We start from the raw sequence: 22,668 nt of genomic DNA, 5'->3' as shown, positions 1-22,668 counted from the left end.
GAGGATGCCGTGACCCGAACCACGCGTGCCCTGTCCCGACGCGGATTCCTCACCGCCGCAGCCGGACTGACGGTCGCGGCATGTGCCGGGATGGGTGCGCGCAGCGAGGTCGAGGGTGACCCGAACACCATCGTGTTCTGGTCCAACCATCCCGGCACCTCGAAGAAGCAGGAACTCGAGCTGATCGGCCGGTTCCACACCGAGCATCCGGAACTGACCGTGAAACTCGTGGACGCCGGCCGGAACTACGAGGAGGTCGCGCAGAAGTTCAACGCGGCGCTCACCGGCGGCGCCCTGCCGGATGTGGTTGTGCTGTCGGATGTCTGGTGGTTCAACTACGCGCTCAACAAGGCCATCGAACCTCTCGATGCGGAGATCGCCGGGGCCGGCGTTCCGCTGAACGACTACGTCGATTCCTTCATCCAGGACTACCGCTTCGACGACAAGCTCTGGGCATTGCCGTATGCGCGATCCACCCAGATCTTCTGCTACAACCGCGGCCTGTGGTCCCGAGCCGGACTACCCGATCGCGGGCCGCAATCCTGGCAGGAATTCGATGAATGGGGTCCGGAACTGCAACGCGCCATCGGCCCGGGCAAATGGGCGCACGGCTGGGGCGATGCGAAGAACTACCTGGCCTGGACATTCCAGGGACCGAACTGGACCTTCGGCGGAGCCTACTCCGACGAGTGGGCGCTGAAGTTCTCCGATCCGCATACCGTCGAGGCCGGGAACTTCCTGCGGGAGATGATCAATCGCAAGGGCTACGCGAGTATCCGACCGTCACTGGCGGTGGATTTCGGAACCGGGCTGGTGGGATCGGCCGTCACCTCCACCGGCGATATCAAGGGTATCGCCGCGAATGCCGCGGGCAGAATGGATTTCGCGACTGCCTTCCTGCCCCATCCGAACGGACCCGGATGCACCACGGGCGGGGCCGGCCTGGCGATACCGGCCCGAATCTCGGCTCGGCGCAAGGCGAATGCGCTGCGCTTCATCGAATTCATCACCAACCCAGCGAATACCGCGTATTTCTCGCAGGCGACGGGTTACATTCCGGTGCGCAAATCCGCCCTCGAGGAGCCCTCCGAACAACAGTTCCTGGCGGGGAACCGCAACTTCGCGACGGCGATCGATCAGCTGCCGCTCACCAGATCACAGGATTACGCCCGGGTGTTCCTGCCCGGTGCCGATCAAATCATCGGCACCGGGCTCGAACAGATCGGACTTCGCGACCGCGAGGTGACCGCGGCCTTCGCCGACATCACCTCGCGGCTGCAGAGTATCTACAGTCGGCAGATCGGTCCGAAACTGCCGCGGTGACTACCAGATTCGCACCCGCTCGGCAGGTTCCAGATACAGCCCGTCACCCGGCTCCACCTCGAACGCCTCGTGGAAACCATCCAGATTGCGGACCACACCGTTGCAGCGGAATTCCGGCGGCGAATGCGGATCGGTCGCCAGCCGGCGGATCGCCTCCTCATCACGCGCCTTGGTCCGCCACACCTGGGCCCAGCCGAAGAAGACCCGCTGCAATCCCGTGAGACCGTCGATCACCGGTGCTTCGGCCTCACCGAGGGCGATCTTGTAGGCCTGCAGCGTGATCGAAAGTCCACCCAGATCGCCGATGTTCTCACCGATCGTGAATTCACCATTGACGTTGTGGCCGGGCAGCGCCTTGGGCTCGAACCCGTTGTACTGATCGATCAGAGCCTTTGTGCGCTTGCCGAATTCGGTCCGATCGCTGTCGGTCCACCAGTCGACCATATTGCCGTCGCCGTCGTATTTGCTGCCCTGGTCGTCGAAGCCGTGGCCGATCTCGTGACCGATCACCGCACCGATCCCACCGTAGTTCGCGGCATCGTCGGCGTTCATATCGAAGAACGGCGGCTGCAGGATCGCGGCGGGGAAGACGATCTCGTTCATGCCCGGGTTGTAGTAGGCATTGACGGTCTGCGGGGTCATGAACCATTCGCCGCGGTCGACCGGGCCACCCAGTTTGCCGAGATCGCGGTCGTGGTCGGCGGCATAGCCGCTGCGGTAGTTGCCGACCGGGTCCGCCGGGTCGATCCGGACGGCGGAATAGTCGCGCCAGGTGTCGGGATAGCCGATCTTCGGGGTGAAGCGCTCGAGCTTCGCCAGCGCCGCCTCCCGTGTCTGCGGGCCCATCCACTCCAGTTCGCTGATGTTGCGCCGGTAGGCCTCGATGAGGTTGGCGACCAGCTCCTGCATCCGCTGCTTGGCTTCGGGCGGGAAGTGCTCGGCCACATAGAGTTTGGCCACCGCCTCACCGAGCAGATCCTGTACCAGCGAGACCGCGCGCTTCCAGCGCTCCCGGTTCTCCTCGGCACCGGTGAGCGTCCGGCCGTAGAAATCGAAATTCTCCTCGACCACGGCGGCGGTCAGATACGGTGCGCGCGAACGCAGTACCCGCCAGCTCGCCCAGGCCTGCCAGTCCTCGATGGATTCCGAGTCCCAGAGCCGCGCGAAGGTGGCGGCGTAATCGGGCTGACGCACCACCACTTCCGCCAGCAATTCCGCGCCGGTTCCCTCGACGCCCGCGGCCAGGGCGTCGGCCCAGCCGTTCCAGTCGAATCCGGAATTCTCGGCGACGAGATCGGCGAAGGTGGTGAGGTTGTAGCTCAATTCGGCATCCCGGCGCCGCACCACGTCCCAGTGGCCCGCCGCCAGTTTGCGCTCGAGTTCGAACACCCGCTGCGGGTCGGCGTCGATTGCGGCCAGCTCGAACATGCGCCGCATGTGTTCCACGTACTTGGTGCGGATCTCTTCGTATTCGCCGCCGCGGTAATACGATTCGTCGGGCAAACCGATGCCGGACTGGGTGAGGTTCACCAGGTAGCGCTGCGAATTCTTGTCGTCGGTGTCGACGAAGACGCCCACCGCGCCACCCACGCCCGTACGCTGCAACCGGCCCAGCAGGGCGGCGAGAGCGGTGCGGTCACCGGCCTCGCGCACCGCGGCCAGTTCCTCGGCGATCGGCGTCAGCGCAGCGGCTTCGACGGCTTCGGCATCCATGAAGCTGTTGTAGAGGTCGCCGATCTTGCGGGCCTCCTCGGCATCGGGCACATCGGCCCGGCTACCGGCGGCCAGCTCCTGGATGATCTTCTTGACATCCAGTTCGGCCTGGTCGTAGAGGGTACGGAAGGCACCGTCCACCGCACGGTCGGCGGGAATCGCGTATGTGTCCAGCCATTTGCCGTTGACGTGCGCGAACAGGTCGTCCTGGACCCGCACAGCGTCGTCGCGATAGGTCAGATCGATGCCCGAGGGAGTCGTCACGTCGAAAGTCACGACCTCCAGTATGCCGACGATGCCGATCCGCCGCCGGAGGCGAACCCGCTCAGCCGGTCGCCACCGGAATGCGGTCGAATTCACCGTCCCGGGCGCCGGCCGTGAACGCGACCCACTCACCAGCGGTGAAACGCAGTTCGACGCTGCCGTGCCGCAGCACCGTGCCGCCGTCCCGATCCGGACCGGTGTGCAGATGCGATGAGCCGTTTCCGAGACCGGCCACCTCGTTCAGAAATTCCATCCAAGTCAGCGCATCGACCGTGATGACCGGCTCCCGCTCGGGTCTGTTGGCCGAATCACGACGGTATTTGCTGTCGCGAATCGATACCTCCGCACCGTCGAAACGCACCTCGACACATTGATTGCCGTTGTTGGTACGTGTCGATGTGAACCAGGGTTCGATCTCCGGGAGATACCTCACGGGGGTAGGCATGGGCTGGAGTTTACACGCCGAGATATTTCTCGATCAGCGCCAATGATTCTGTGCGACTGAGGGATTGATCCAGCGCGCGCACATATGCGAACGCAAGATCGCGAACTTGATCGGGATTGTCGACCGGACCGCCGAACACCGCGCTCTCGGCCCAGCCGAAGGTGGGCAGATATCCGGAGAAATCGAGCAGATGAAAACTGGCCCCACCAAGAATCGCTCCCGCGGTAGCGGTGAACGGTATGACCCGTACTTCGACATTGGCGCGGGTGTGCAGCAATCCCGACAGATATTCCAATTGGTTGCGCAGTACCTGCGGGCCGCCGATCTGCTGCACCAGGGTGGCCTCACCGACCACCGCGGTGACCTCGGCCGGATCGGGCCCGTGCAACCGCTTCCTGCGCCGCATCCGCATCGCGACCAACTGATCCACCTGCGCCGGGCGGATCATGACATCGGCGCTGATCAGCGCGCGTGCATAGGCCTCTGTCTGCAGCAGCCCGGGAATGACGAGACTGTCGTAGCTGCGGATGCTCTGGGCGCCGTGTTCCATTCCGTAGTAGCGCTGCAGTTCCGGGCCGATCAGGGCAGATTTTGCCCACCAGCCACGTTCCTTACCGGCGGTCAGTAGATCGAGCAGCTCTGCCCGTTCCTCCGCCGGAACCTCGAGCTGATCCAGCACCGGTCCGATGGTCCGGCGGGTCAGCATCCGGCGCCCTTTTTCCACATGCGACCAGTTGGCCGGGGTGAATCCCACCGCGCGGGCGAAGCCGGCGGAATCGAAGCCACGCTGTTCGCGCAGTTCCCGCAGTCGGAGAACAAGTTCCCACCGAGCGACGACAGGCGACGTAGGTGCCATGCGCGCCGATGCTACGCGCGCCGACTCCAGACCGTGTTGACTATTGTCATTTCAACCAAGCGGCGATACGGTCTGTGCATCGGTGGCACTGCACTCGACTACGAGACGAGGTTCGCCATGGCTACGCCCGACCCGATGGCCGGTGCGATCGAACCGGACAGCTCCACCCTTCCGACGGCGCGGCGCGCCGCCATCCAAGAAGCGCTGGCACGCTGCCGCCGCTACCGCAAAGAGAATGAACTCTACGGAATCGTCGAACCGGTTCAGGGCCGCATTCTGCTCGAAGTCGGCCCGGTCGGTGCGGTGACCGTACCGGCCCCACTGGGTTCGGCGATCCGCGACTTCCTCACCATGCGCGGACACAGCGGACCGATCATCGGACATCCGCGATCGGCGCGCTGGACCTTTCTGACCGAACATGGCGACGCATCGGCCCAGGACGCCACCGTCGCCTCGGATATGTTCCATCGCTGTGCGGCGCTGGTGGCACCGGGAACGACCGTCGTGCTGCCGTCACCGGTGGACGAGCGCACCGGCTATCGGGTGTGGATCGATTCACCGCGACAGGACTACCGCCCGGAACTCGCCGAGGTGCTCGCGGCCACCCTCGGCTGCCGTCCGGTGGCGTACTGACCGACCGCTACGGAGTCGGCCGGGGAGTGATCGTCACGCTGAAGCGATTCTCCAGGGTGTGGTTCCAATCCCGCTGGCACTGATCGATTTTCGACTGATCGCCACTGGCCTTGTTCACACAGTCGATGTAGTCCTTGCCGCCGTGGTTGACGAAGAAGTTGACCCCGATCACGGTGATCGCGATGGCCGCTATCAGTCCGAGCAGCCCCAGGACCAGACCCGCGACCGCCATCCCGCCGCCTCCGGCGGTACCGCGACGGGACTTGACCGTCGCGATGATGCCGAAGATCAGCGCCAGCAAGCCGAAGATGATGCCGCCCAACACGGTCCAGCAGGTCAGCAATGCGATGATGCCGAGTACCAGGGCCGTGATGGCCAGGCCCTTGCCCTTCGGTTCCTCCCACGCGCCCTGTCCCGGCGGACCGGGATAACCACTCGGTGGCGGCGGGGGATAGCTGCCGGGATAGGGCTCCGGCTGCGGCGGATACTGGCCGGACGCACCGGGATACGGCTCGTACGAGGGCGGCTGCTGGCCCGGCGATGGCGGCTGCTGGCCGTAGGACGGCGGCTGCTGGCCATAGGACGGCGGCTGCTGGCCGGACGATGGCGGCTGCTGGCCGTAAGACGGCGGTTCCTGACCAGGCGACGGCGGCTGACCGGGCGGTGGATTGTTACCGGGGGGCGGATTCTCAGTCATGAATGTCCTCTCCTCGACCGCGCGTCTGCCGGATCGCGTCTGCCGACTCTATTGCGCACCGAGCCGGGCGTGCATCTCCCACACCAAAACCTCGGCTGGAACTTCGGCGACGATGCGCTGCCCACCACTGCGCGTCAGCCGGACCGCATCACCCTCGTACAGGGCTCCGATCCCTTCCATCTCCACCTCACCGCCGGCGATGAATACGTGCAGGTAGGGAGCCTCGGGCAGGGTGATGGCAGTGGGCTCTCCGGAGCCGGTCACGCCCGGCATCCGGGCCACGTGCAGTGCGGAATGGCTGCTGCTGATGGCGATCGCGGTGCGGTCGCGGTAGCGCGGCATTCCGGTGGCGACGGTGACCAGGCCACCGCGCGCGAGCTCGTCGTCGATTTCGAGTTGTTGATATCCGGGGGTGATTCCGGGCTCGTCCGGAACGACCCACATCTGTACGAAATGAACCGGCTCGGCATGGAGCGAGGTACCGCCCTGTTCCGGCGGAAGTCGCCAGGAATCATTCTTTTCCGAATGCAGAATTCCGGTTCCCGCACTCATTCGCTGCGCCAATCCGGGATAGATGACACCGGCATGTCCGAGCGAATCCTGATGTACCAGAGAACCGTTCAGAACCCAGGTGACAATTTCCATATCACGATGCGGATGAGTTTCGAAACCCTCGCCCGGAAGCACGATGTCCTCATTGTTCACCAGCAGCAATCCGTGATGGGTGTTCTCCGGATCATAATGCTCGCCGAATGAGAACGAATGCTTCGAATCCAGCCATGCCACACGGGTTTTCAGCCGATCGCCGGCGCGATGCACGTCGATGTGTGGAGTCGTGAGTGTGGACATCAGGGGTCCTCCTCTCGGGCTGCTGTCGAGGCCGCCGGGTAGATTCTACCGTGACGGCGCAGCGCCCTCGCACATCGATCCGGAGGTAGACCGACAATGCGACCCGACGCTCAGCGGCGGGCCGCGGTGGCCGCCGCCGTCCGCCGGCCCGGAATGCCGCGACTGGCCCTCATCCGGTTCGCCGGTCAGTTCGGCGACGGAATGTTTCAGGCCGCCCTGTCGGGCGCCATCCTGTTCAATCCCGAACGTGCCACCGATCCACTCGCCGTTGCCGCGGGTTTCGCGGTGTTATTGCTGCCCTACTCGGTGATCGGCCCCTATGCCGGGGCATTGCTGGACCGCTGGGATCGCCGCGCGGTCCTGCTGGTGGCCAATGTGCTGCGTGCGGTACTGATCCTGGTGACCGCGGTCGGATTGGCCACCGGTATCCGGGATACGCCGCTGTTGCTGCTGGCCCTGGCCGTGGTCGGGATCAGCAGATTCTTGCTGGCCGGGATTTCGGCCGCGCTGCCGCGAGTTCTGGAGCAACGCTGGCTGGTGCCGATGAATTCGGTGCTCGCCACGGTCGCGTCGGGCTGCGCGGGCGCGGGTGCCGCGGCCGCGGTGGCGATCATCGGGGCGATGGGCACCGGAGACTTCGCGAGTTCGGTGGCCGTTGCCGCGGGCGCCGGCGGATCGGTGTTCTCGGCGGTGGCCGCGTTCGGATTCGCCCGTCACCAGCTGGGACCCGAGCATCGGGCGGATTCGCGTGGTGTGCGGGAATCCGTGCGGGCGGTCCTGACCGGGCTGCGTACCGGCGCCCGCGCCATCGCCGAATCGCGGGATGCGACGACGGCGATGATCGGCGTCGGCACCCACCGCATCGTCTTCGGCGCGAACACTCTGCTCATGGTGCTGGTGCTGCGGCGACCCAACGATTCCGGTATCTCGACGAGTTCGGGTCTCGTCGGATTCGGCGTGGCGATCTCCGCCGTCGCCGCCGGCATGCTGGCCGCCGCGATCCTGGCACCGCTGCTGATTCCACGGCTCGGGCGGCCCCGGACAGTGGTGGTGGGCCTGTCTGCTGCGCTGGTGGTTCAGGCGACCCTCGTACCGCCGATCACCTTCGCCACCGGTGCGGCCGAACAACGCGCTCACCACCTGCTGCTGGTGGGCGCGTTCCTGCTCGGCCTCGCCGGGCAGCTGGTGAAACTGACCGGTGATGCCACCTTGCAGATCGATATCGACGACGATCGGCGCGGGCAGGTATTCGCCCTGCAGGACACCATCTTCAACATCAGCTTCGTGACTGCCATAGCACTGACCGCACTGGTGATCCCCGCCGACGGACGCTCGCTGGGCGTGGCGGTGGCCGGGGCGGTGCTCTACGCGCTGGGGATCGCGGCGATCGCGGTCAACAGCCGTCGCCGCGCTACTCCATAGCCGACCAGATCGGCTGATCCCAGGTGCCCAGCGCCTCGGTATCGGCGAAGAAGGCATCCAGTACACCGTCGTCGTCGAGGTCGAGGGCGGCGATATCGGCCGAGCCGTCGTGGTCCCAGTCCCAGAGGGCGTCGTCGACGCGGCCGTCGCCGTCGAAGTCCAGCCGGACCGCATCGAGGCTGCCGTCGGCGCCCAGATCCAGATCCGGCCGGGTCGACCAGACTTGTGTGCCACCGTCACCGGCGCCGAACAGGTAGTCGATATTCGTCATATCCGATCCGACGCGGCCTCCCACCACCGGGTTCCCGGCCCGGATCCCCGCACCCCGTCCAGTCGGTTAGATTGATATCCGCTGTGCTCGGTCCCAATGAACGTGACATCCGATCGTGCACGTCACCTGTGGCGCGGGCAGTCGAGGAGAACGGTGATCGGGAGTCACATGGCGGGGATGCGTCGGGCGGGTACTTCACTCCCGCGCTCGTCCACCACACTCGGAAAACGCTGCACGCCCGCATTTCTCGCACCCACTTTCGCCGGGCTGCTGATGTTCGGCGCGCTGATACCGGCGCCCGCATCGGCCGAGCTCGCGCCCTGGGCGCCGCCGCCGAAGAACGCGTGCGGCGAAACGGGATTCGATCCACTGGCGCGTGAGCCCGATCCGAATGCGCCTGCGCCGCCGGTACTTCCGCCCTCGGTGGACATTCAGGTGCCCTACCCCGAGATCGTGCCGGTTCCGGTACCCGGACCCAAGCCGAACAACACTCGCATCACCCCGCAGCCGCTGCCGGCCGACCCGTGCCAGAATCCGTGCCCGGATATTCGCGACACGCCGAAGCCGCCACCCGCGAAGGAACCGGAGCAACCCGGTGAACCGGCACCGGACTCGGGGTCCGCGTCGGGATCGGGTACGGGTTCGGGAACCGGGTCCGGGACGGGGTCCGGAACCGGATCGGGTTCGAATTCCGGGCCGTTCAACCTGCCGAACATCAATATCAATCCTGAACCCGAGCCGATCCCGATCCCGATTCCCGGGGGCGAGCCACCGGTCCCGCAGATGCCTCCGCCGCCGGTGATCAACACCCCCGCGCCTGGAGCCGTCGCACCGCCGCCGGCTCCGCGCCAGGTCGAGAAGGTGAAGCTGGTCGGTCAGGTCACCGGCCATGGTTCAGTCAACCGCACCGATATGCGCTGGCAGGTCGACGGAACCGATCTCGGCATCATGTGGGAGACCAAGCCCGGACAGGTGGGCGTCCTGTTCGGAGACACCTTCGGTAAGGGCTGGCAGTACGGCGTCCCCGGCGGACCCGACTGGCGTTCCAATGTGGTCGGTTTCAGCACCGAACGCGATCTGTCCAAGGGCCTGGTCATCGATGACATGGTGCAGGACAGCCGCTGCCACGCCGCCGAACTGCTGGCCAGCCGCAAGATCAAGAATTTCGAGATGACGGTCATCCCGACATCGGCATTCGCCCTCGGTGACCGGCAGTACATGAGCTACATGTCGGTCAACCACTGGAGCAAGGTCCCGGGCATGTGGTGGACCAACAACGGTGGTCTGGCCTATTCCGACGACGGTGGCTCCACCTGGACCAAGGATCAATACGCCAAGTGGGACAACATGTTCGGCGTCGATCGTTTCCAGGTCGCCACGATGGTGCCGCACGGTGACTACGTGTACATGTTCGGAACTCCCAACGGCCGGATCGGCGTCATCGGCCTGGCCCGGGTACCGAAGAAGGACGTGCTGAACAAGGACGCGTACCAGTACTGGGTGAACGGCACCTGGTCTCCGGTCCCGGACAACCTCGCCACCCCCGTGATGCCGGGCATCGCCGGCGAACTGTCGGTGCGCTACGACGAGGCGAGCAAGCAGTGGCAGACGGTCTACCTGGATCCGGCGCGACACGCCATCGTGCTGCGCACCGCCACCGATCCACAGGGGACCTGGACCGACGGTGTGGTCCTCGCGGACACCGACGAATATCCCAAGGCCTACGGCGGCTTCATCCACCCGTGGTCGACGGGTAAGGATCTGTACTTCACCATGTCGGCCTGGGACAGCTACAACGTGTATCTGATGCACGCCACCCTCGACGATCCGAAACCGGCCGATCCCTGATCCCATACGGGAGGTGTCATCCACGCCACCTCCCGTATTCATCATCGGCCAGTAGTCTCGGACCAATCATGGCCACGTATTTCGATCCCAAATCCTGGTCACCGTTGCGAGCAGTGGACCTCGGCAGACGGCTGTTCGACCCGGATCTGCTGGATCAATGGGCGGCGTTCACCACCGCGTGGATCGATCCGGTGGCCGACCTCGGCTCGGGAACGGTCACCGCACTGCTGCCCGATGTGCTGATGACCCTGCTCAGCGAGGGGATTCTCAGTCGCTTCGGCGGGCGGGAGGTCACCGCCGCCCTGCTCGGGCACGATCTGACCGCGATACTGCACACCCTCAAGGTGCGCCGGCGCGGCGCGCATTTCCAGACCAAAACGGTACTGACGGAACTGCGCTGGAACGGACATCCGGTCGAGGAGATGACGGTCGTCGCGCACGGGGTGCGGCTGATTCCCGGCGTCCCCACGAAGGTGCGCACGGCGGGACTCGACGTCACCGGCACCGTGACCACCGCCGCGCTGATGGAGTGGCTCAACGAGAAGCGCCTGGACTGGCATTTCGAGGTCCATCCCAGCGGACTGATCAGCGCGCGGCACCGGCGGCGCCGATTCCGGGCGCTGGTGGATGCCACCATCGGCGACAATCTGCTGACCATCGCGATACACGAGGCAGTCTGGTCCGGAATGCGAATACCGCGGCGCTGGGTGCGGGTGGCTCCGGTACCACTCACCGATCTACCCGACGACCTGCGCATCGTGCGGGCCGACCGGCAGGGGGACCGCGTGCATTTCCGGATCGAGCTGCCCGCGATCACCGGATCGCTGGACCTGGGTCAGATGCGCGCGGCGATCGTGGCCGGCACGACGCTGATCGTCTTCTGACCCGCGACTACCGCCCGCCGGCGTTCCACCACTCCCGCAGTGCGGTCTCGGCCTCGTCGCGAGTCATCGGACCGCGATCGAGGCGAAGTTCCTTGAGATGGCGCCATGCGCGGCCGACCTGCGGCCCCGGTTCCAGGCCCAGCAGCTCCATGATCGCGTTGCCGTCCAGATCCGGTCGGACCCGTTGCAGATCTTCCTCCTGCTGCAACCGTTCGATCCGATTCTCCAGATCGTCGTAGGTCGAGCGCAGCAGGGCGGCACGCCGTTTGTTACGGGTGGTGCAGTCCGCGCGGACCAGTTTGTGCAGGCGCGGCAGCAGTTCGGCACCGTCGGTGACGTAGCGACGTACCGCCGAGTCGGTCCACTGCCCCTTGCCGTAGCCGTGGAACCGCAGGTGCAGATAGACCAGCCGCGCCACGTCCTCGGTGAACTGCTTCGGGTACTTCAACGCGCGCATGCGCTTTCGCACCATCTTCGCGCCCACCACCTCGTGGTGATGGAAGCTCACCCCGCCGCCGGGTTCGTTGCGTTTGGTCGGCGGTTTGCCGATATCGTGCAGCAGCGCCGCCCAGCGCAGCACCAGATCGGGATCGCCCTGCTCCTGATCGATGGCTTGGCGCAACACCGTCAGCGAATGCTGATAGACGTCCTTGTGCTGGTGGTGCTCGTCGATCTCCAGTTTCATCGCGGGGACCTCGGGCAGGATCCGTTCGGCCAGCCCGGTCTCACACATCAGATCGATACCCTCGGTGGGGAATTCGCCGCCGATCAGCTTGTCCAGCTCGGTGCGGACGCGTTCGGCGGTGATACGCCGGATCTCGTCGGCCATCAGCGCGACCGCGACCCGCACCCGCTGCGCCACCTCGAAACCGAGTTGGGAAACGAAGCGGGCGGCACGCAACATCCGCAGTGGGTCGTCGTTGAACGAATCCTCCGGTGCGGCGGGCGTATCCAGCACCCCCTCCAGCAGATCCGACATCCCGTCGAGGGGGTCGACGAATTCCAGTTCACCGGTGGCGCCGATCCGCACCGCCATCGCATTGACGGTGAAGTCGCGGCGGACGAGATCGCCCTCGAGGCTATCGCCGAAGGTGACCGCGGGATTGCGCGAGACCCGGTCGTAGCTGTCGCTGCGGAAGGTGGTGATCTCGAGCTGCCAGCCCAGTTTCGACGCACTCACCGTTCCGAACGCCAAACCGCCGGTGTCCCACAGGTTGTCGGCGAAACCGCGCAGAATCTCCTGCACGACCTCGGGCCGCGCATCGGTGGTGAAGTCCAGATCGGTGCCGAGGCGGCCCAGTACAGCATCGCGCACACTGCCGCCGACCAGGAACAGTTCATGACCACGCGCGGCGAACAGTCCGCCCAGCGGGGTCAGCACATCCGACAGCCGGCCCAGGGTGATCGCCGCTGCGGCAAGCAATCGCGTCCGACGGTCATCGGCGGGATCGGACACGGCTCTCCCTTTCACGGACTTCGGCGAAACCACGGTCACGCAGCTTAGTTGGTGCGCACTCGCGCGTACTCGGCGAGGACCTGCCGGGTTCGCGTGACGACTCGGTATCGAACACGTTCAGCGCATCGATCCGGCGCGGCTAGACTGACGCAGTGTCTCCGGCCGATCGCGCGAACAGTCGACGCCGCCAGCCCCGGCGCCGCGGTTCGGCCGGTAATGCGGCGAAACCTCGCATGCGCACCGTGCGGGAGACCTCCGCGGGCGGCTTGGTCGTCGACGGGTTGGACGGCCCCGCGGACAAACGCTGCGCGGCGCTCATCGGGCGGACCGATCGTCGTGGGCGACTGCTGTGGTCACTACCCAAAGGGCATATCGAAGCGGGGGAGACTTCCGAGCAGACGGCGGTCCGGGAAGTTGCCGAGGAAACCGGAATCAATGGCCGTGTGGTCGCTGAGCTGGGAAGTATCGACTACTGGTTCGTCACCGAGGGCCGTCGGGTACACAAGACCGTGCACCATTACTTGATGCGGTCGTTGGGGGGTGAGCTCTCCGATGCCGACGTCGAGGTCACCAAGGTGGCCTGGGTGCCGTTGAGCGAACTCGATTCCCGGCTCGCCTACGCCGACGAACGGCGTCTGGCCGAGGTCGCGAATCGGCTGATCGATCGGATGGAGAACGGCAGACAATGACGCGTGCGGGTCGCAGTCGGCACCGCTGGGTGCTACTGCTCGTCTCGCTGGCGCTCGCCGTATTGAGCGTGCCGTCGGCCGGATCGGGCATTGCGGAACCCTCCGGCTCGGGGGGTTCGGCCACGACGCCGAAATTCCTCAAGCTGACCCTCGACTCGGTCTCGCCGGGCACCATCACCACTACCAGCGATTCGGTGCTGACCCTGACCGGCACGCTGACCAATATCGGCGATCGAGTGGTGGACGACGTCAGTGTCCGGGTGCAGCGGGGTTCGATGATCTCCGATCCGGGAGACCTGCGGTCGTCGCTGCGCCAGGATCAGTCCGACTTCCCGATCACCGGGCCGTTCGAGGACGTCACCGACGAATTGCAGCCCGGCCAGCGCAAGCAGTTCACCCTGCGGATCGGGGTGCGCGAGGGCATGCTCAATCCCGGCGCCGATCCGCCGATCACGTCCTCGCTCGGGATCACCGATCCCGGGGTCTATCCGCTGCTGCTGAATGTGAACGGCGCGCCGGCCTACGGCAGCCAGGCACATCTCGACGACGCCCGGTTCCTGTTGCCGGTGCTCGGTCTCCCGGCGCTGCCGACGAATTCGGATGCGGCCGCCGAGGGTTCGCAGCCGATTCCCGCGGCTCCGCAACCGGCGATCGCCACCACCATGGTGTGGCCGCTGGCCGACCGGCCGCGAATGGTCGCGGGAATTCCCGGGTCCGTGGACGGTAAGGCGCTGCTCACCGATGACGAACTGGCCGGTGAACTCGCTGCGGGCGGACGACTGGACCAATTGCTGTCGGCGTTGGAATCGGCGCTGCGGCCCGATCCGTCCCGAGATTCCACCCGGTCGGGCCCCGGCCTGGCCGGTGCGCTGTGCCTGGCCGTCGACCCGGACCTGCTGCTGACCGTGTCGAAGATGACCGCGGGCTATCGAGTGCTGGCCAGCCCCTCCGATCCCGACGGCCCGACACGCGACGGGACCGGTCTGCAGGCGGCGCAGTCGTGGCTGGACCGGTTGCGCGCGCTGTCGCCATCGATGTGCACGGTGGCGTTGCCGTTCGCACAGGTCGATGCCACGGCTCTGGCCGGTGTGCACGATGCCGACCTCACCGCGCGAGCACTCAGCGCGCCGGCGGACATCATCGATTCGATTCTGTCGGTCAAATCGGTACGAGGTGTGAGCCTGCCGGCCGGCGGCACCCTCGGCCCCGACGCCACCGAGATGCTGACCGATCGGGGCTTCGGCTCGGCCGTTCTCGCTCAGAACGCGGTCACCGAGGGCAGCGATGTCAGTGCGGCAACCGGTTCCGCGCACGGTGATGCCACCGTGCAGAACACCACGACGGTGTCCGAGGCACATTCGGATGTCCCGGAAATGGTCCGGCTGCCGGGCACGTCACCGGCGAAACCGGATTCGGCACCACAGCCCGAGTCCGGGTTGAAGGTCGCGACCTTCGACATGTGGTCGGCGACCGCGCTGGCTGCGGTCGGGTCCAATCCGCCCACCCCACCGTTCACCCCCGATCGCGTCCGCTATGCGGTGACCAACGATTCGCGCACCGCGCGCCTGCAGGACGCACTGGGCGCCGTGGCATGGCCGAGCCTGAACACCACCGGCAGCCGCCCACGATCGACCCTGCTGATGCCACCGCAGCAGTGGGGTGCCGACCGCGACGAGGCGGGCGCACTGCTCACTCAGCTGGAGCTGCTCTATCGCAGCGGCCTGGCGACGCCCCGGTCGTTCACCGACCTGATCGGCCAGCCCGCCGATCCGCGGCCCTTCTCGTTGAGCTACTCCGGTGACGCGGTGGCGCAGGCGGTGCCGGATCAGTTCATCGAGCCGGTCGGGCAACAGGAACATCGCATCGACGATCTGATGAGCGCGCTGGTGGAGATTCCGCAGCAGGAGCCGACCCCACGCACCTTCCTGACACCGCTGCGCGATGATCTGATCCGGACACTCAGCCTCTCGGATCGGACCGGGACCGACGCCCAGGCCGACACCGCGGCCCAGCGACGGCTCGAGCAGACCACCAGGACGATGGACGGGCTGTTCGATTCGGTGACCGTGCTCCCGCCCGGCGGGGTCTACACGCTGGCATCGGAGCAGAGTCCGCTGTTGCTGGTCGCCCGCAACGATCTGCCGGTCGCGATCCGGATCCGGTTCAAGATCGGGGCACCGGCCGAGACGAATATCACCGATATCGGTGAACAGCAGCTTCCCGCCGAGGGCACTCGATCGTTCCAGATTCCGACCAAGGTGAGCGACAGCCGCAACCTGGTCATTCCGATTTCCCTTAGCACACCGGACGGGGTGCCTCTCGGCAATGCCACCTCGGTTTCGGTACGTTCGAACGCTTACGGTCAAGCGTTGGCGATAATTACCGCATGTGCCGGTGCATTGTTGTTCCTGCTCGCCGGTCGCCGTCTGTGGCGCCGTTTCCGGGGACAGCCCGATCCGGCCGACAAGGGACTGGACCCGGGAAGACGACGCCGGCTCAACGGATATCTGCGCGCGCGCAAGCGAGTAGTGGAGAAAGAGAAGGAGGAGGCACAGTGAGCGACAATCGCGTAGCGGCTCGCTGTGCCGACCGGGTGCGGGTGCCCCGCAAAACACCAGGCACAGTGAGCGACAATCGCGTAGCGGCTTACTGTGCCGACCAGCCGACGATCAGCAGACCGGAGGTCAGGTGACCGAGTACGACGACCCCGTCGTGCCCGATCAGGCCGACGACGATCAGCATCCGCGGCGGACCCCCGCCGCGCCGTGGGAGCGTGGACCGCGTCGAATCGTTCCCGATCCGTCGATGCCGCAGTCGGGGGCCAACGGTGCCGTACCGAACGCCGCGGGTCCGATTCGACGCCTGCCGAACGACGGCCGTCCCGTTCCTCCCACCGATCCTCGTCGACCTGCCAGCGGTGCCATTCCGCAGATTTCCCAGGGCCGGGATCCCGGGCCGAACCGTCCGCGGCCGATGCCACCGAACCCACCACGCCGCCAGGCTCCGCCCAGCGCCCCCATGCGACAGACTCCGCCGGGCGCGGGTCCGCAACACCCTCCGGGGCAGGATCCGGCTCGCCGAAATCCACCTCGCCGTCAGGCTCCGCCAAGCGGATCGCAGCGCAGGATGCCGCCGAGTGAGCCCTTTCGCCAGGTCCCACCACCTGATCAACCGGGGAACAGGCCGCCACGATCCCAGCCGGCGGCACCTCGAGCCGGCGGGCCGCGACCGCCACAGCCCGGTCGTCCACCGGCCGACCAGCCGTCGCAGCGCTCGTATCCGCCCGGTCCACCGAGTGGTCCGGTCGATCAGGTCCCGCGCGGACCTCGGCCGGAGCGTGCGATGCCACGCCAGATTCCACCGGGCGAGCCCGCGCCGTCCCCACGCGGCCCCGCGCGACGCCCGATCGGCCCCAAACCCGAAGGGCCACGTTCCGGTCCGGCGAGATCCGAACCCGCGCCGGTGCGGTCGAACCCCCGCACCGCCCAGCAGGCGGTGATCGAGCGGGAACCGGAACGATCGTCGAACGCGCAGCTGATCAGCGATTCGGGTTCCATCGCGGTCGCCACACTGGTCAGCCGTATCACCGGCTTCGCCAAGCAGTTGTTGCTGGTCACGGTGCTCGGTCCGGCCATCGCCAGTGCGTTCACCGTCTCGAGCACGATTCCGACAATGATTTCCGAGCTGCTGCTCGGTGCGGTGCTGACAGCCATCGTGGTGCCTACCCTGGTCCGGGCGGAGAAGGAGGATCCGGACCGCGGCGCCGCCTTCGTCCGCCGCCTGATGACCGCCGCGTTCACCGTTCTTGCGATCGGAACCGTGCTCGCGGTCTCCGCGGCCCCGGTGATGACCACCCACATTTTCCTGTCCAACGACGGCAAGGTGAATACCGCGCTGACCACAGCGCTGGCATTCCTCTTGTTGCCGGCCATCCTCTTCTACGGGATGTCCGGCCTGCTGATGGCGATTCTGAACACCCACCAAGTTTTCAAACCGGGTGCGTGGGCACCGGTACTGAACAACCTGGTCGTGCTGACGGTGCTGATTCTGTACGCCGTCACGCCGGGAGAGATCAGCCTCGATCCGGTCCGGATGGGTGATCCGAAACTGTTGGTACTCGGCCTCGGCGTGACGGTCGGTGTCATCGTGCAGATGGCCAGTCTGCTGCCTGCCATCCGACGCCTCGGTATCGATCTGCGTCCGCTGTGGGGTGTGGATGCCCGGCTGAAGCAGTTCGCCGGCATGGGCGCGGCGATCATCCTGTACGTGTTCATCAGCCAGATCGGCTGGACGATCGCCACCCGCGTTTCCTCCCACGCCGATGTGGCGGGCCCGACGATCTACCAGAATGCCTGGCTGCTGTTGCAGCTCCCGTACGGCGTTCTCGGCGTCACGTTGCTGACCGCGATCATGCCGCGGCTGAGCCGCAATGCCGCCGCCGACGACAATCCCGCAGTGGTCGACGACCTCGGTGATGCCACCCGCCTGACAATGATCTCCCTGGTCCCGGTGGTCACCTTCCTCACCATCGCCGGTCCGCAGATCGGTCAGGCGCTCTACGGCTATGGACATTTCGGCAGCGCGGACGCCGGGCGCCTGGGCGAGGCGGTGTCCTGGTCGGCCTTCACACTGATTCCCTACGCGCTGGTGCTGATCCACCTGCGGGTGTTCTACGCCCGGGAGCAGGCCTGGACCCCGACCTGGATCATCCTGGGCATCACCGGCGTCAAGATCGTGCTGTCGCTGCTCACCCCGGTGTTCTTCGGCGATGACCACGTGGTCATCGCGCTGGGTGTCGCCAATGGTCTGGGCTTCGTGACCGGTGCCGTGATCGGCGGCTGGCTGCTGCATCGCAGTCTCGGCGATCTCCGGATGGCCAATGTGGGCCGGACCATCACCCGGGTCGTGCTGGCGTCGGTCGCCGGTGCGGCGGTGACCTTGATCATCGATCAGGTACTCGGCTTGTCCCGCTTGGACGGCGGGCTGATGTCGGTGGTCCGGGTGGGTCTGGACGCGATCGTGATGTTCGGCGTCGCCTTCGGCCTGATGCGCCTGGCCGGTATTCCGGAGATCGTCGCGCTCACCGTCGCGGTGTCGCGTCGACTCGGTTTCACCCCGCCGGCACCGGATCTGGGACTCGACCAGCCGGCCGCGGATATGCACGAAACCACCGTGCTACCTCGCCCCGAGCTCGCGGCCACTCCGTACTACTACAGCTATGACCCGTACACCGATGCTCAGACCATGGTGTTGCCGGTGATCCGTCCAAATGCCGTTGACCGCACCGGTCAGGGCGAGTTCCCGTACCCTGTTCGGCAAGGAAACGCAAATACCGGTGCTGCACCGGGACAACGGACTTCGACATATCAGGGCGAAGGAGGAGCGAGGGTGAGCGACGACGCGGCGGAAGGTCAGCCTTCCGCCGAGGCTGCCGATGAGGCAGGCGCAGTGCGCACCGACGACGTCCCGCCCGGGAGAGTTCCGCCGGCCGACCGCACTTCGGATTCCATCTCCGACCATCCGGGGAACTCGCAGGCCCAGGCCGTGCCCGAGTTCGATCCGGACGACCGTGTGGAGCAGGGCTCGCCCGCAGCGCACGGCGCGGAGGCCCCCCAGGAGGTCGTCGGTGATCCGGCGCCGATCCCGGGCGGGCCGGGGCGCGATCCGGCATACGACACCGGCATGTTGCCGGTCGTATCGCCCGAGATGCCGCCGATGCGGGTGGATGCGCCCTCGCGGCGCGTTCCACGCGGCCCCAAACTCATCCCCGGTGCCTCGGTGGCCGGTGGCCGCTACCGCCTGCTCGCCGACCACGGCGGCGCACGCGGACTGCGGTTCTGGCAGGCATTGGATGTGAAGCTCGACCGCGAGGTGGCGCTCACCTTCGTCGACGCCGATCAGAAGGCCGCGGACAACCCGGGCCACGACGGTCCGCAGGCCATTCTCTCCCGCACTCTCCGGCTGGGCCGCATCAATTCCTCGGGCTTGGCCCGGGTCCTCGATGTGGTCCGCGGTAGTTCGGGCGGCATCGTCGTGGCCGAGTGGACCCCGGGTCGCTCGCTGCGTGAGATGGCCGAAACCAGTCCGTCGCCCATCGGCGCGGCCCGCGCGATTCGTGCGCTGGCCGCCGCAGCCGAACTGGCTCATCGCGGCGGCGGCTCACTGTCCATCGACAGTCCCGATCGGATCCGGATCAGTGCTTCGGGTGACGCGGTGCTCGCCTTCCCGGGCACGCTGGCCGATTCCGATGCGCAATCGGATGTGCGTGGTCTGGGCGCAATGCTCTATGCGCTGATCACCGCACGCTGGCCGATCCGCACCGGCGGTGTCACCGGCGCGGCGGCCACCGTGGGTGGTCTGGCGCTGGCCGATTTCGGTAACGACGGTTCGCCGGTGGAGCCGCGCCAGATACGCCCGGAGGTCCCGTTCGAGATCTCCGCGGTGGCGGTGCGTTCATTGGAGGCGGACAAGGGCGTTCGCACGGCTGCGACCGTGCAGCACGTCCTCGAGCAGGCGTCTGTCGTCGATCAGAAGACCGACTTCATCCCGGTGCTACGGCTGGGGCAGCGTGCGGTTGCCAATCCGGACGAATCGCTCGCCGATCCCGAACTGCTCGCTGCCGAGCGCGAACGCTCACAGCGGATGTTGTGGATCCTGGTGGGTCTGGGCGTGCTGGCCGCACTGGTGGTCGGCGTGATCATCTGGTGGCTGCTCAGTATCTTTGCTCCGAGCTCGTCCGACGAACCGCTGAACGAACAGCGCAAACTCGGTTTGACCACAGCCAGTGTCGCGCCTGCGGTCCCGGGTCCGCCGGTGGCCGGCGCTGCTCCGACCACGGCCGAGGGCACACCCGTCCAGGCCACGGGTGTCACCGTGTACTCCCCGGAGGGCACCCCGGACAGCCCCGGCAGCGTGTCGGCATTGCTGGACGGAAATCCCACCACGACCTGGCACACCGATCAGTACTTCCAGCAGTTTCCGGCACTGAAGAAGGGGATCGGGGTGCTTGCCACGCTCCCCGGTCCCAGCAAGATCAGCAAGGTCGTCGTCGATTCCGCATCACCGGGCACGGTCGTCGAGGTGCGGACCTCGCCCACCGCCGTACCCACCCTGGATCAGACCCAGCTCGTCGGCCAGGCCACCCTGGCCGACGGAACCACTTCGATCCCCGTCCAGTCCGATCAGCCCGCTCGTTATGTCCTGATCTGGATCACGCAGCTGGCCAACAATGGCGGCCAGTTCCAGACCTCCCTCGGCGACATCCACTTCGAAGCAGCGCCGTAGCGCCTCGAGGGCATGGGGCACGCGCACTCGCAAGGCCGGTGCCACACCATGATTCGGACTTTCCGGTCAACTTTGGCCATCGAGTCATCACTTACGCTCGCTCTGGTTGCTACCGATTCGTGACCGGCGATATGATGCACAGCGCGCTCTCAGCAGGGGAGCTTCCTGGGATCTGGTGTCTCGGTCCTGGATGATGCGAAGTATTCGGCCTGTTCAGGTGTATGAACATGGTCGCCGTGAGCGCTGTCCAAGGGGTATGTGTGTCGTTCGAAGCGATCACCGGTGGGGGGACATCCGAGCCGTCTGCCGTCCGCCCGCGTTCGATCGATCCGGACGAGTCGAGCGATTTCGAATTGCTCACCGCCCACGTCGGGGGCAATCGCGACGCATTCGGAATTCTCTTCCGCCGCCACTACAACCGGCTGTGGCAGTTGGCATTACGCACCTGCCACACCCCTGAGGACGCGGCGGATTCGCTACAGGAGGCCCTGCTGTCGGCCCATCGCAACGCCGCTTCGTTCCGCGGTGAGGCGGAGGTCCGCAGCTGGTTGCATCGCATCGTGGTCAATGCGTGCCTGGATCGTATGCGGCGCAACAAGTCTCGGCCGAGCACCTCGCTGTCCGACGAATCCGTCCCGGAACCGGCGACCGAACGCGACGACATCGCCCGCCGTGAGGTGAAAATGGTGGTCGCCGCAGCGCTGTTCACCTTGCCTCCCGATCAGCGAGCGGCGTTGGTTGCGATCGACATGGAAGGGTATACGGTAGCGGAAGCGGCGCAGTTGCTGGGCGTCGCAGAGGGGACGATCAAAAGCCGCTGCGCACGTGGACGTAAACGCCTGGAGCAGGAGTTGGATTTCTTGCGCAATCCAGGGAACCGGACGTAGCCGGGAAGCGTCATTACTAACAGACGACCAGATACTCGTGTGCATTCCTCTCGCGATGTTGCGATACGAAGTGAGTGCGAGTACCACATCATGAGGCCGGACCCGGAGAGGCGATGGACGACAAGGGCGAATTCGCCACACGGCGACGCCGTTCTGCGCTGCGGGCCGACGCAGGGGACACGGGAGGTGTGATGGCAGCCCGATCAGTCCCGCAACCTCCGTTCTCCACCGACCTGCTGGCCGATCTGCATGCCGACAACGTCCCCGCGGATCAGGCCGAGATCCTGTGGCCGCAGGTTCGCCAGGACCCCGAGGCCGTGAATTTCCTGCACTCGCTCGACGGCGTCACCACTCACCTGCGTGCCTTGAGCGAGGACGATCGGATCCTGCATCCGATCCCCACGAACGTCGCCGCCCGGCTGGACGCACTGCTCGACGAGCTGGCGCGAGGGGAGCAGCCACCGCAACCCGACGCGACCGTGCATCACCTGTACGGCATCGATCGCGACGACGAACCCCCGTCCACCCGACCGATGCCGGTCCTCGACGAACCACCCGAAATGTTCGACCCCGCGGCCACCACCTCGATGGAGGACGACGCCGCGCCACCGATATCCCTGGATCTCCACCGCACGAAGCGCTGGCGCTGGCTCACCGCGGCCGCCGCGGCGGTTGCGGTCGTCGCGGGCAGCCTGGTCGCGGTCGATGCTCTGCGGGATCGTCCGGTGACACCGAATGCGTTGCCCGCCAAACCCACAACCGCGATGCCGCTCGACGACGACATGTCCTCGGGCACAGTGCTCAACGTGCTGGGGCGCAACGATGTCACCGGTCCGCTCGCGAGCACCGGCGCCATGGCGAGCTGTGTGAAAGCCGCGTTACCCAACCGCACCGTCCTCGGCTCGACGAATGCCACCTTCCGCGGTGAGCCTGCCATTCTGATCCTGCTGACCGGCCCCCGTCCCCCGAAGATCACAGCACTCGTGGTCGGGGTCGGTTGTGGCCCGGCGGATCCGCAGATCTTCCAAATTCGCGATATCGGCTAGCCGATCGCGGGAAGAGCGCCGTCCGCCACAGCCGGCCGGCGCCGGGAACAACTGCGTTTACGCTGTTGTTGACCGACACGCCTGTTGAACTCTCTTCGGAA

General features: G+C 66.3%; 17 protein-coding genes. 10 read left to right on the top strand and 7 right to left on the bottom strand.

Translation table 11 applies throughout. The features are described from left to right. The first annotated feature begins 9 nt into the window (after positions 1–9). On the top strand, positions 10–1,323 hold the full coding sequence (locus tag AB0L57_RS07205) for an ABC transporter substrate-binding protein (protein ID WP_364958506.1): 1,314 nt from the start codon (positions 10–12) through the stop codon (positions 1,321–1,323). On the opposite strand, the gene AB0L57_RS07200 is transcribed toward AB0L57_RS07205, so the two are convergent. The 3 genes from AB0L57_RS07200 to AB0L57_RS07190 all read right to left on the bottom strand — a co-directional run bounded on the left by AB0L57_RS07200 (position 1,324) and on the right by AB0L57_RS07190 (position 4,601). Beyond that, entirely contained in the window at positions 1,324–3,300 is a 1,977-nt protein-coding gene (locus AB0L57_RS07200) for a M13-type metalloendopeptidase (protein ID WP_364959303.1), read from the bottom strand. Between the two features lie 61 nt (positions 3,301–3,361). Continuing rightward, entirely contained in the window at positions 3,362–3,745 is a 384-nt protein-coding gene (locus tag AB0L57_RS07195; protein ID WP_364958503.1) for a DUF397 domain-containing protein, read from the bottom strand. Positions 3,746–3,755: 10 nt separating this feature from the next. Beyond that, on the bottom strand, positions 3,756–4,601 hold the full coding sequence (locus tag AB0L57_RS07190) for a helix-turn-helix transcriptional regulator (protein ID WP_364958500.1): 846 nt from the start codon (positions 4,599–4,601) through the stop codon (positions 3,756–3,758). Positions 4,602–4,718: 117 nt separating this feature from the next. Between AB0L57_RS07190 and AB0L57_RS07185 the strand changes: the two genes are divergently transcribed. Beyond that, complete coding sequence (locus tag AB0L57_RS07185; RefSeq protein ID WP_364958497.1) at positions 4,719–5,234, top strand: hypothetical protein; 516 nt, start codon at positions 4,719–4,721, stop codon at positions 5,232–5,234. Between the two features lie 7 nt (positions 5,235–5,241). Here the strand turns inward: AB0L57_RS07185 and AB0L57_RS07180 are convergent, their stop codons facing one another. Next, positions 5,242–5,931 (bottom strand): DUF4190 domain-containing protein, encoded by a 690-nt coding sequence (locus tag AB0L57_RS07180; protein WP_364958496.1) that lies wholly within the window; start codon positions 5,929–5,931, stop codon positions 5,242–5,244. Positions 5,932–5,979: 48 nt separating this feature from the next. Beyond that, positions 5,980–6,780 (bottom strand): pirin family protein, encoded by an 801-nt coding sequence (locus AB0L57_RS07175; protein WP_364958494.1) that lies wholly within the window; start codon positions 6,778–6,780, stop codon positions 5,980–5,982. 96 nt (positions 6,781–6,876) lie between these two features. Here AB0L57_RS07175 and AB0L57_RS07170 point away from each other — a divergent pair, with 96 nt between their 5' ends. Beyond that, positions 6,877–8,202: an MFS transporter gene (locus tag AB0L57_RS07170; RefSeq protein WP_364958491.1), complete on the top strand. Its 1,326-nt coding sequence runs from the start codon at positions 6,877–6,879 to the stop codon at positions 8,200–8,202. Here AB0L57_RS07170 and AB0L57_RS07165 read toward each other — a convergent pair. Further along, positions 8,192–8,473, bottom strand: a complete 282-nt coding sequence (locus AB0L57_RS07165) for a hypothetical protein (protein ID WP_364958488.1) — start codon at positions 8,471–8,473, stop codon at positions 8,192–8,194. The two genes, AB0L57_RS07170 and AB0L57_RS07165, sit on opposite strands and share 11 nt — an antisense overlap. 273 nt (positions 8,474–8,746) lie before the next feature. On the opposite strand from AB0L57_RS07165, the gene AB0L57_RS07160 reads away from it, so the two are divergent. Both AB0L57_RS07160 and AB0L57_RS07155 read left to right on the top strand, forming a co-directional pair. Next, positions 8,747–10,321 carry a DUF4185 domain-containing protein gene (locus AB0L57_RS07160; protein ID WP_364959301.1) on the top strand — a complete coding sequence of 525 codons (1,575 nt, stop codon included), beginning with the start codon at positions 8,747–8,749 and terminating at the stop codon, positions 10,319–10,321. Positions 10,322–10,389: 68 nt separating this feature from the next. Then, positions 10,390–11,205 carry a hypothetical protein gene (locus AB0L57_RS07155; RefSeq protein WP_364958485.1) on the top strand — a complete coding sequence of 272 codons (816 nt, stop codon included), beginning with the start codon at positions 10,390–10,392 and terminating at the stop codon, positions 11,203–11,205. Between the two features lie 7 nt (positions 11,206–11,212). Here the strand turns inward: AB0L57_RS07155 and AB0L57_RS07150 are convergent, their stop codons facing one another. Further along, positions 11,213–12,661, bottom strand: coding sequence for a CCA tRNA nucleotidyltransferase (locus AB0L57_RS07150; protein WP_364958482.1), 1,449 nt, complete (start codon positions 12,659–12,661; stop codon positions 11,213–11,215). Between the two features lie 152 nt (positions 12,662–12,813). Between AB0L57_RS07150 and AB0L57_RS07145 the strand changes: the two genes are divergently transcribed. From AB0L57_RS07145 to AB0L57_RS07125, 5 genes are all read left to right on the top strand, one after another. Continuing rightward, positions 12,814–13,350 (top strand): NUDIX hydrolase, encoded by a 537-nt coding sequence (locus AB0L57_RS07145; RefSeq protein WP_364958479.1) that lies wholly within the window; start codon positions 12,814–12,816, stop codon positions 13,348–13,350. Next, a complete protein-coding gene (locus tag AB0L57_RS07140) occupies positions 13,347–15,908 on the top strand; it encodes a DUF6049 family protein (RefSeq protein WP_364958476.1) in 2,562 nt (853 codons plus the stop codon). The genes AB0L57_RS07145 and AB0L57_RS07140 overlap by 4 nt, the downstream gene beginning before the upstream one ends. Positions 15,909–16,812: 904 nt before the next feature. After that, positions 16,813–20,634, top strand: a complete 3,822-nt coding sequence (murJ, locus tag AB0L57_RS07135) for a murein biosynthesis integral membrane protein MurJ (RefSeq protein WP_364958473.1) — start codon at positions 16,813–16,815, stop codon at positions 20,632–20,634. Positions 20,635–20,894: 260 nt separating this feature from the next. Next, entirely contained in the window at positions 20,895–21,521 is a 627-nt protein-coding gene (sigM, locus tag AB0L57_RS07130; protein WP_364958469.1) for an RNA polymerase sigma factor SigM, read from the top strand. A gap of 191 nt (positions 21,522–21,712) precedes the next feature. Next, entirely contained in the window at positions 21,713–22,567 is an 855-nt protein-coding gene (locus AB0L57_RS07125) for a hypothetical protein (RefSeq protein WP_364958466.1), read from the top strand. Positions 22,568–22,668 lie beyond the last annotated feature (101 nt).

Origin of the sequence: Nocardia sp. NPDC052254, assembly GCF_040679495.1 — a bacterium.
In the GTDB taxonomy this organism is placed as follows: domain Bacteria; phylum Actinomycetota; class Actinomycetes; order Mycobacteriales; family Mycobacteriaceae; genus Nocardia.
Note: the sequence above shows the minus strand (reverse complement) of the source record. Positions and strands in the feature narration are given on the sequence as shown.

What these genes read in the sequence shown, in the direction of transcription:
- AB0L57_RS07170 (WP_364958491.1), top strand. Translation starts at nt 6,877, where the DNA reads ATGCGACCCGACGCTCAGCGGCGGGCCGCGGTGGCCGCCGCCGTCCGC.
- AB0L57_RS07195 (WP_364958503.1), bottom strand. Translation starts at nt 3,745, where the DNA reads ATGCCTACCCCCGTGAGGTATCTCCCGGAGATCGAACCCTGGTTCACA.
- AB0L57_RS07125 (WP_364958466.1), top strand. Translation starts at nt 21,713, where the DNA reads ATGGCAGCCCGATCAGTCCCGCAACCTCCGTTCTCCACCGACCTGCTG.
- AB0L57_RS07140 (WP_364958476.1), top strand. Translation starts at nt 13,347, where the DNA reads ATGACGCGTGCGGGTCGCAGTCGGCACCGCTGGGTGCTACTGCTCGTC.
- AB0L57_RS07160 (WP_364959301.1), top strand. Translation starts at nt 8,747, where the DNA reads ATGTTCGGCGCGCTGATACCGGCGCCCGCATCGGCCGAGCTCGCGCCC.
- AB0L57_RS07180 (WP_364958496.1), bottom strand. Translation starts at nt 5,931, where the DNA reads ATGACTGAGAATCCGCCCCCCGGTAACAATCCACCGCCCGGTCAGCCG.
- AB0L57_RS07190 (WP_364958500.1), bottom strand. Translation starts at nt 4,601, where the DNA reads ATGGCACCTACGTCGCCTGTCGTCGCTCGGTGGGAACTTGTTCTCCGA.
- AB0L57_RS07165 (WP_364958488.1), bottom strand. Translation starts at nt 8,473, where the DNA reads ATGACGAATATCGACTACCTGTTCGGCGCCGGTGACGGTGGCACACAA.
- AB0L57_RS07185 (WP_364958497.1), top strand. Translation starts at nt 4,719, where the DNA reads ATGGCTACGCCCGACCCGATGGCCGGTGCGATCGAACCGGACAGCTCC.
- AB0L57_RS07155 (WP_364958485.1), top strand. Translation starts at nt 10,390, where the DNA reads ATGGCCACGTATTTCGATCCCAAATCCTGGTCACCGTTGCGAGCAGTG.
- AB0L57_RS07175 (WP_364958494.1), bottom strand. Translation starts at nt 6,780, where the DNA reads ATGTCCACACTCACGACTCCACACATCGACGTGCATCGCGCCGGCGAT.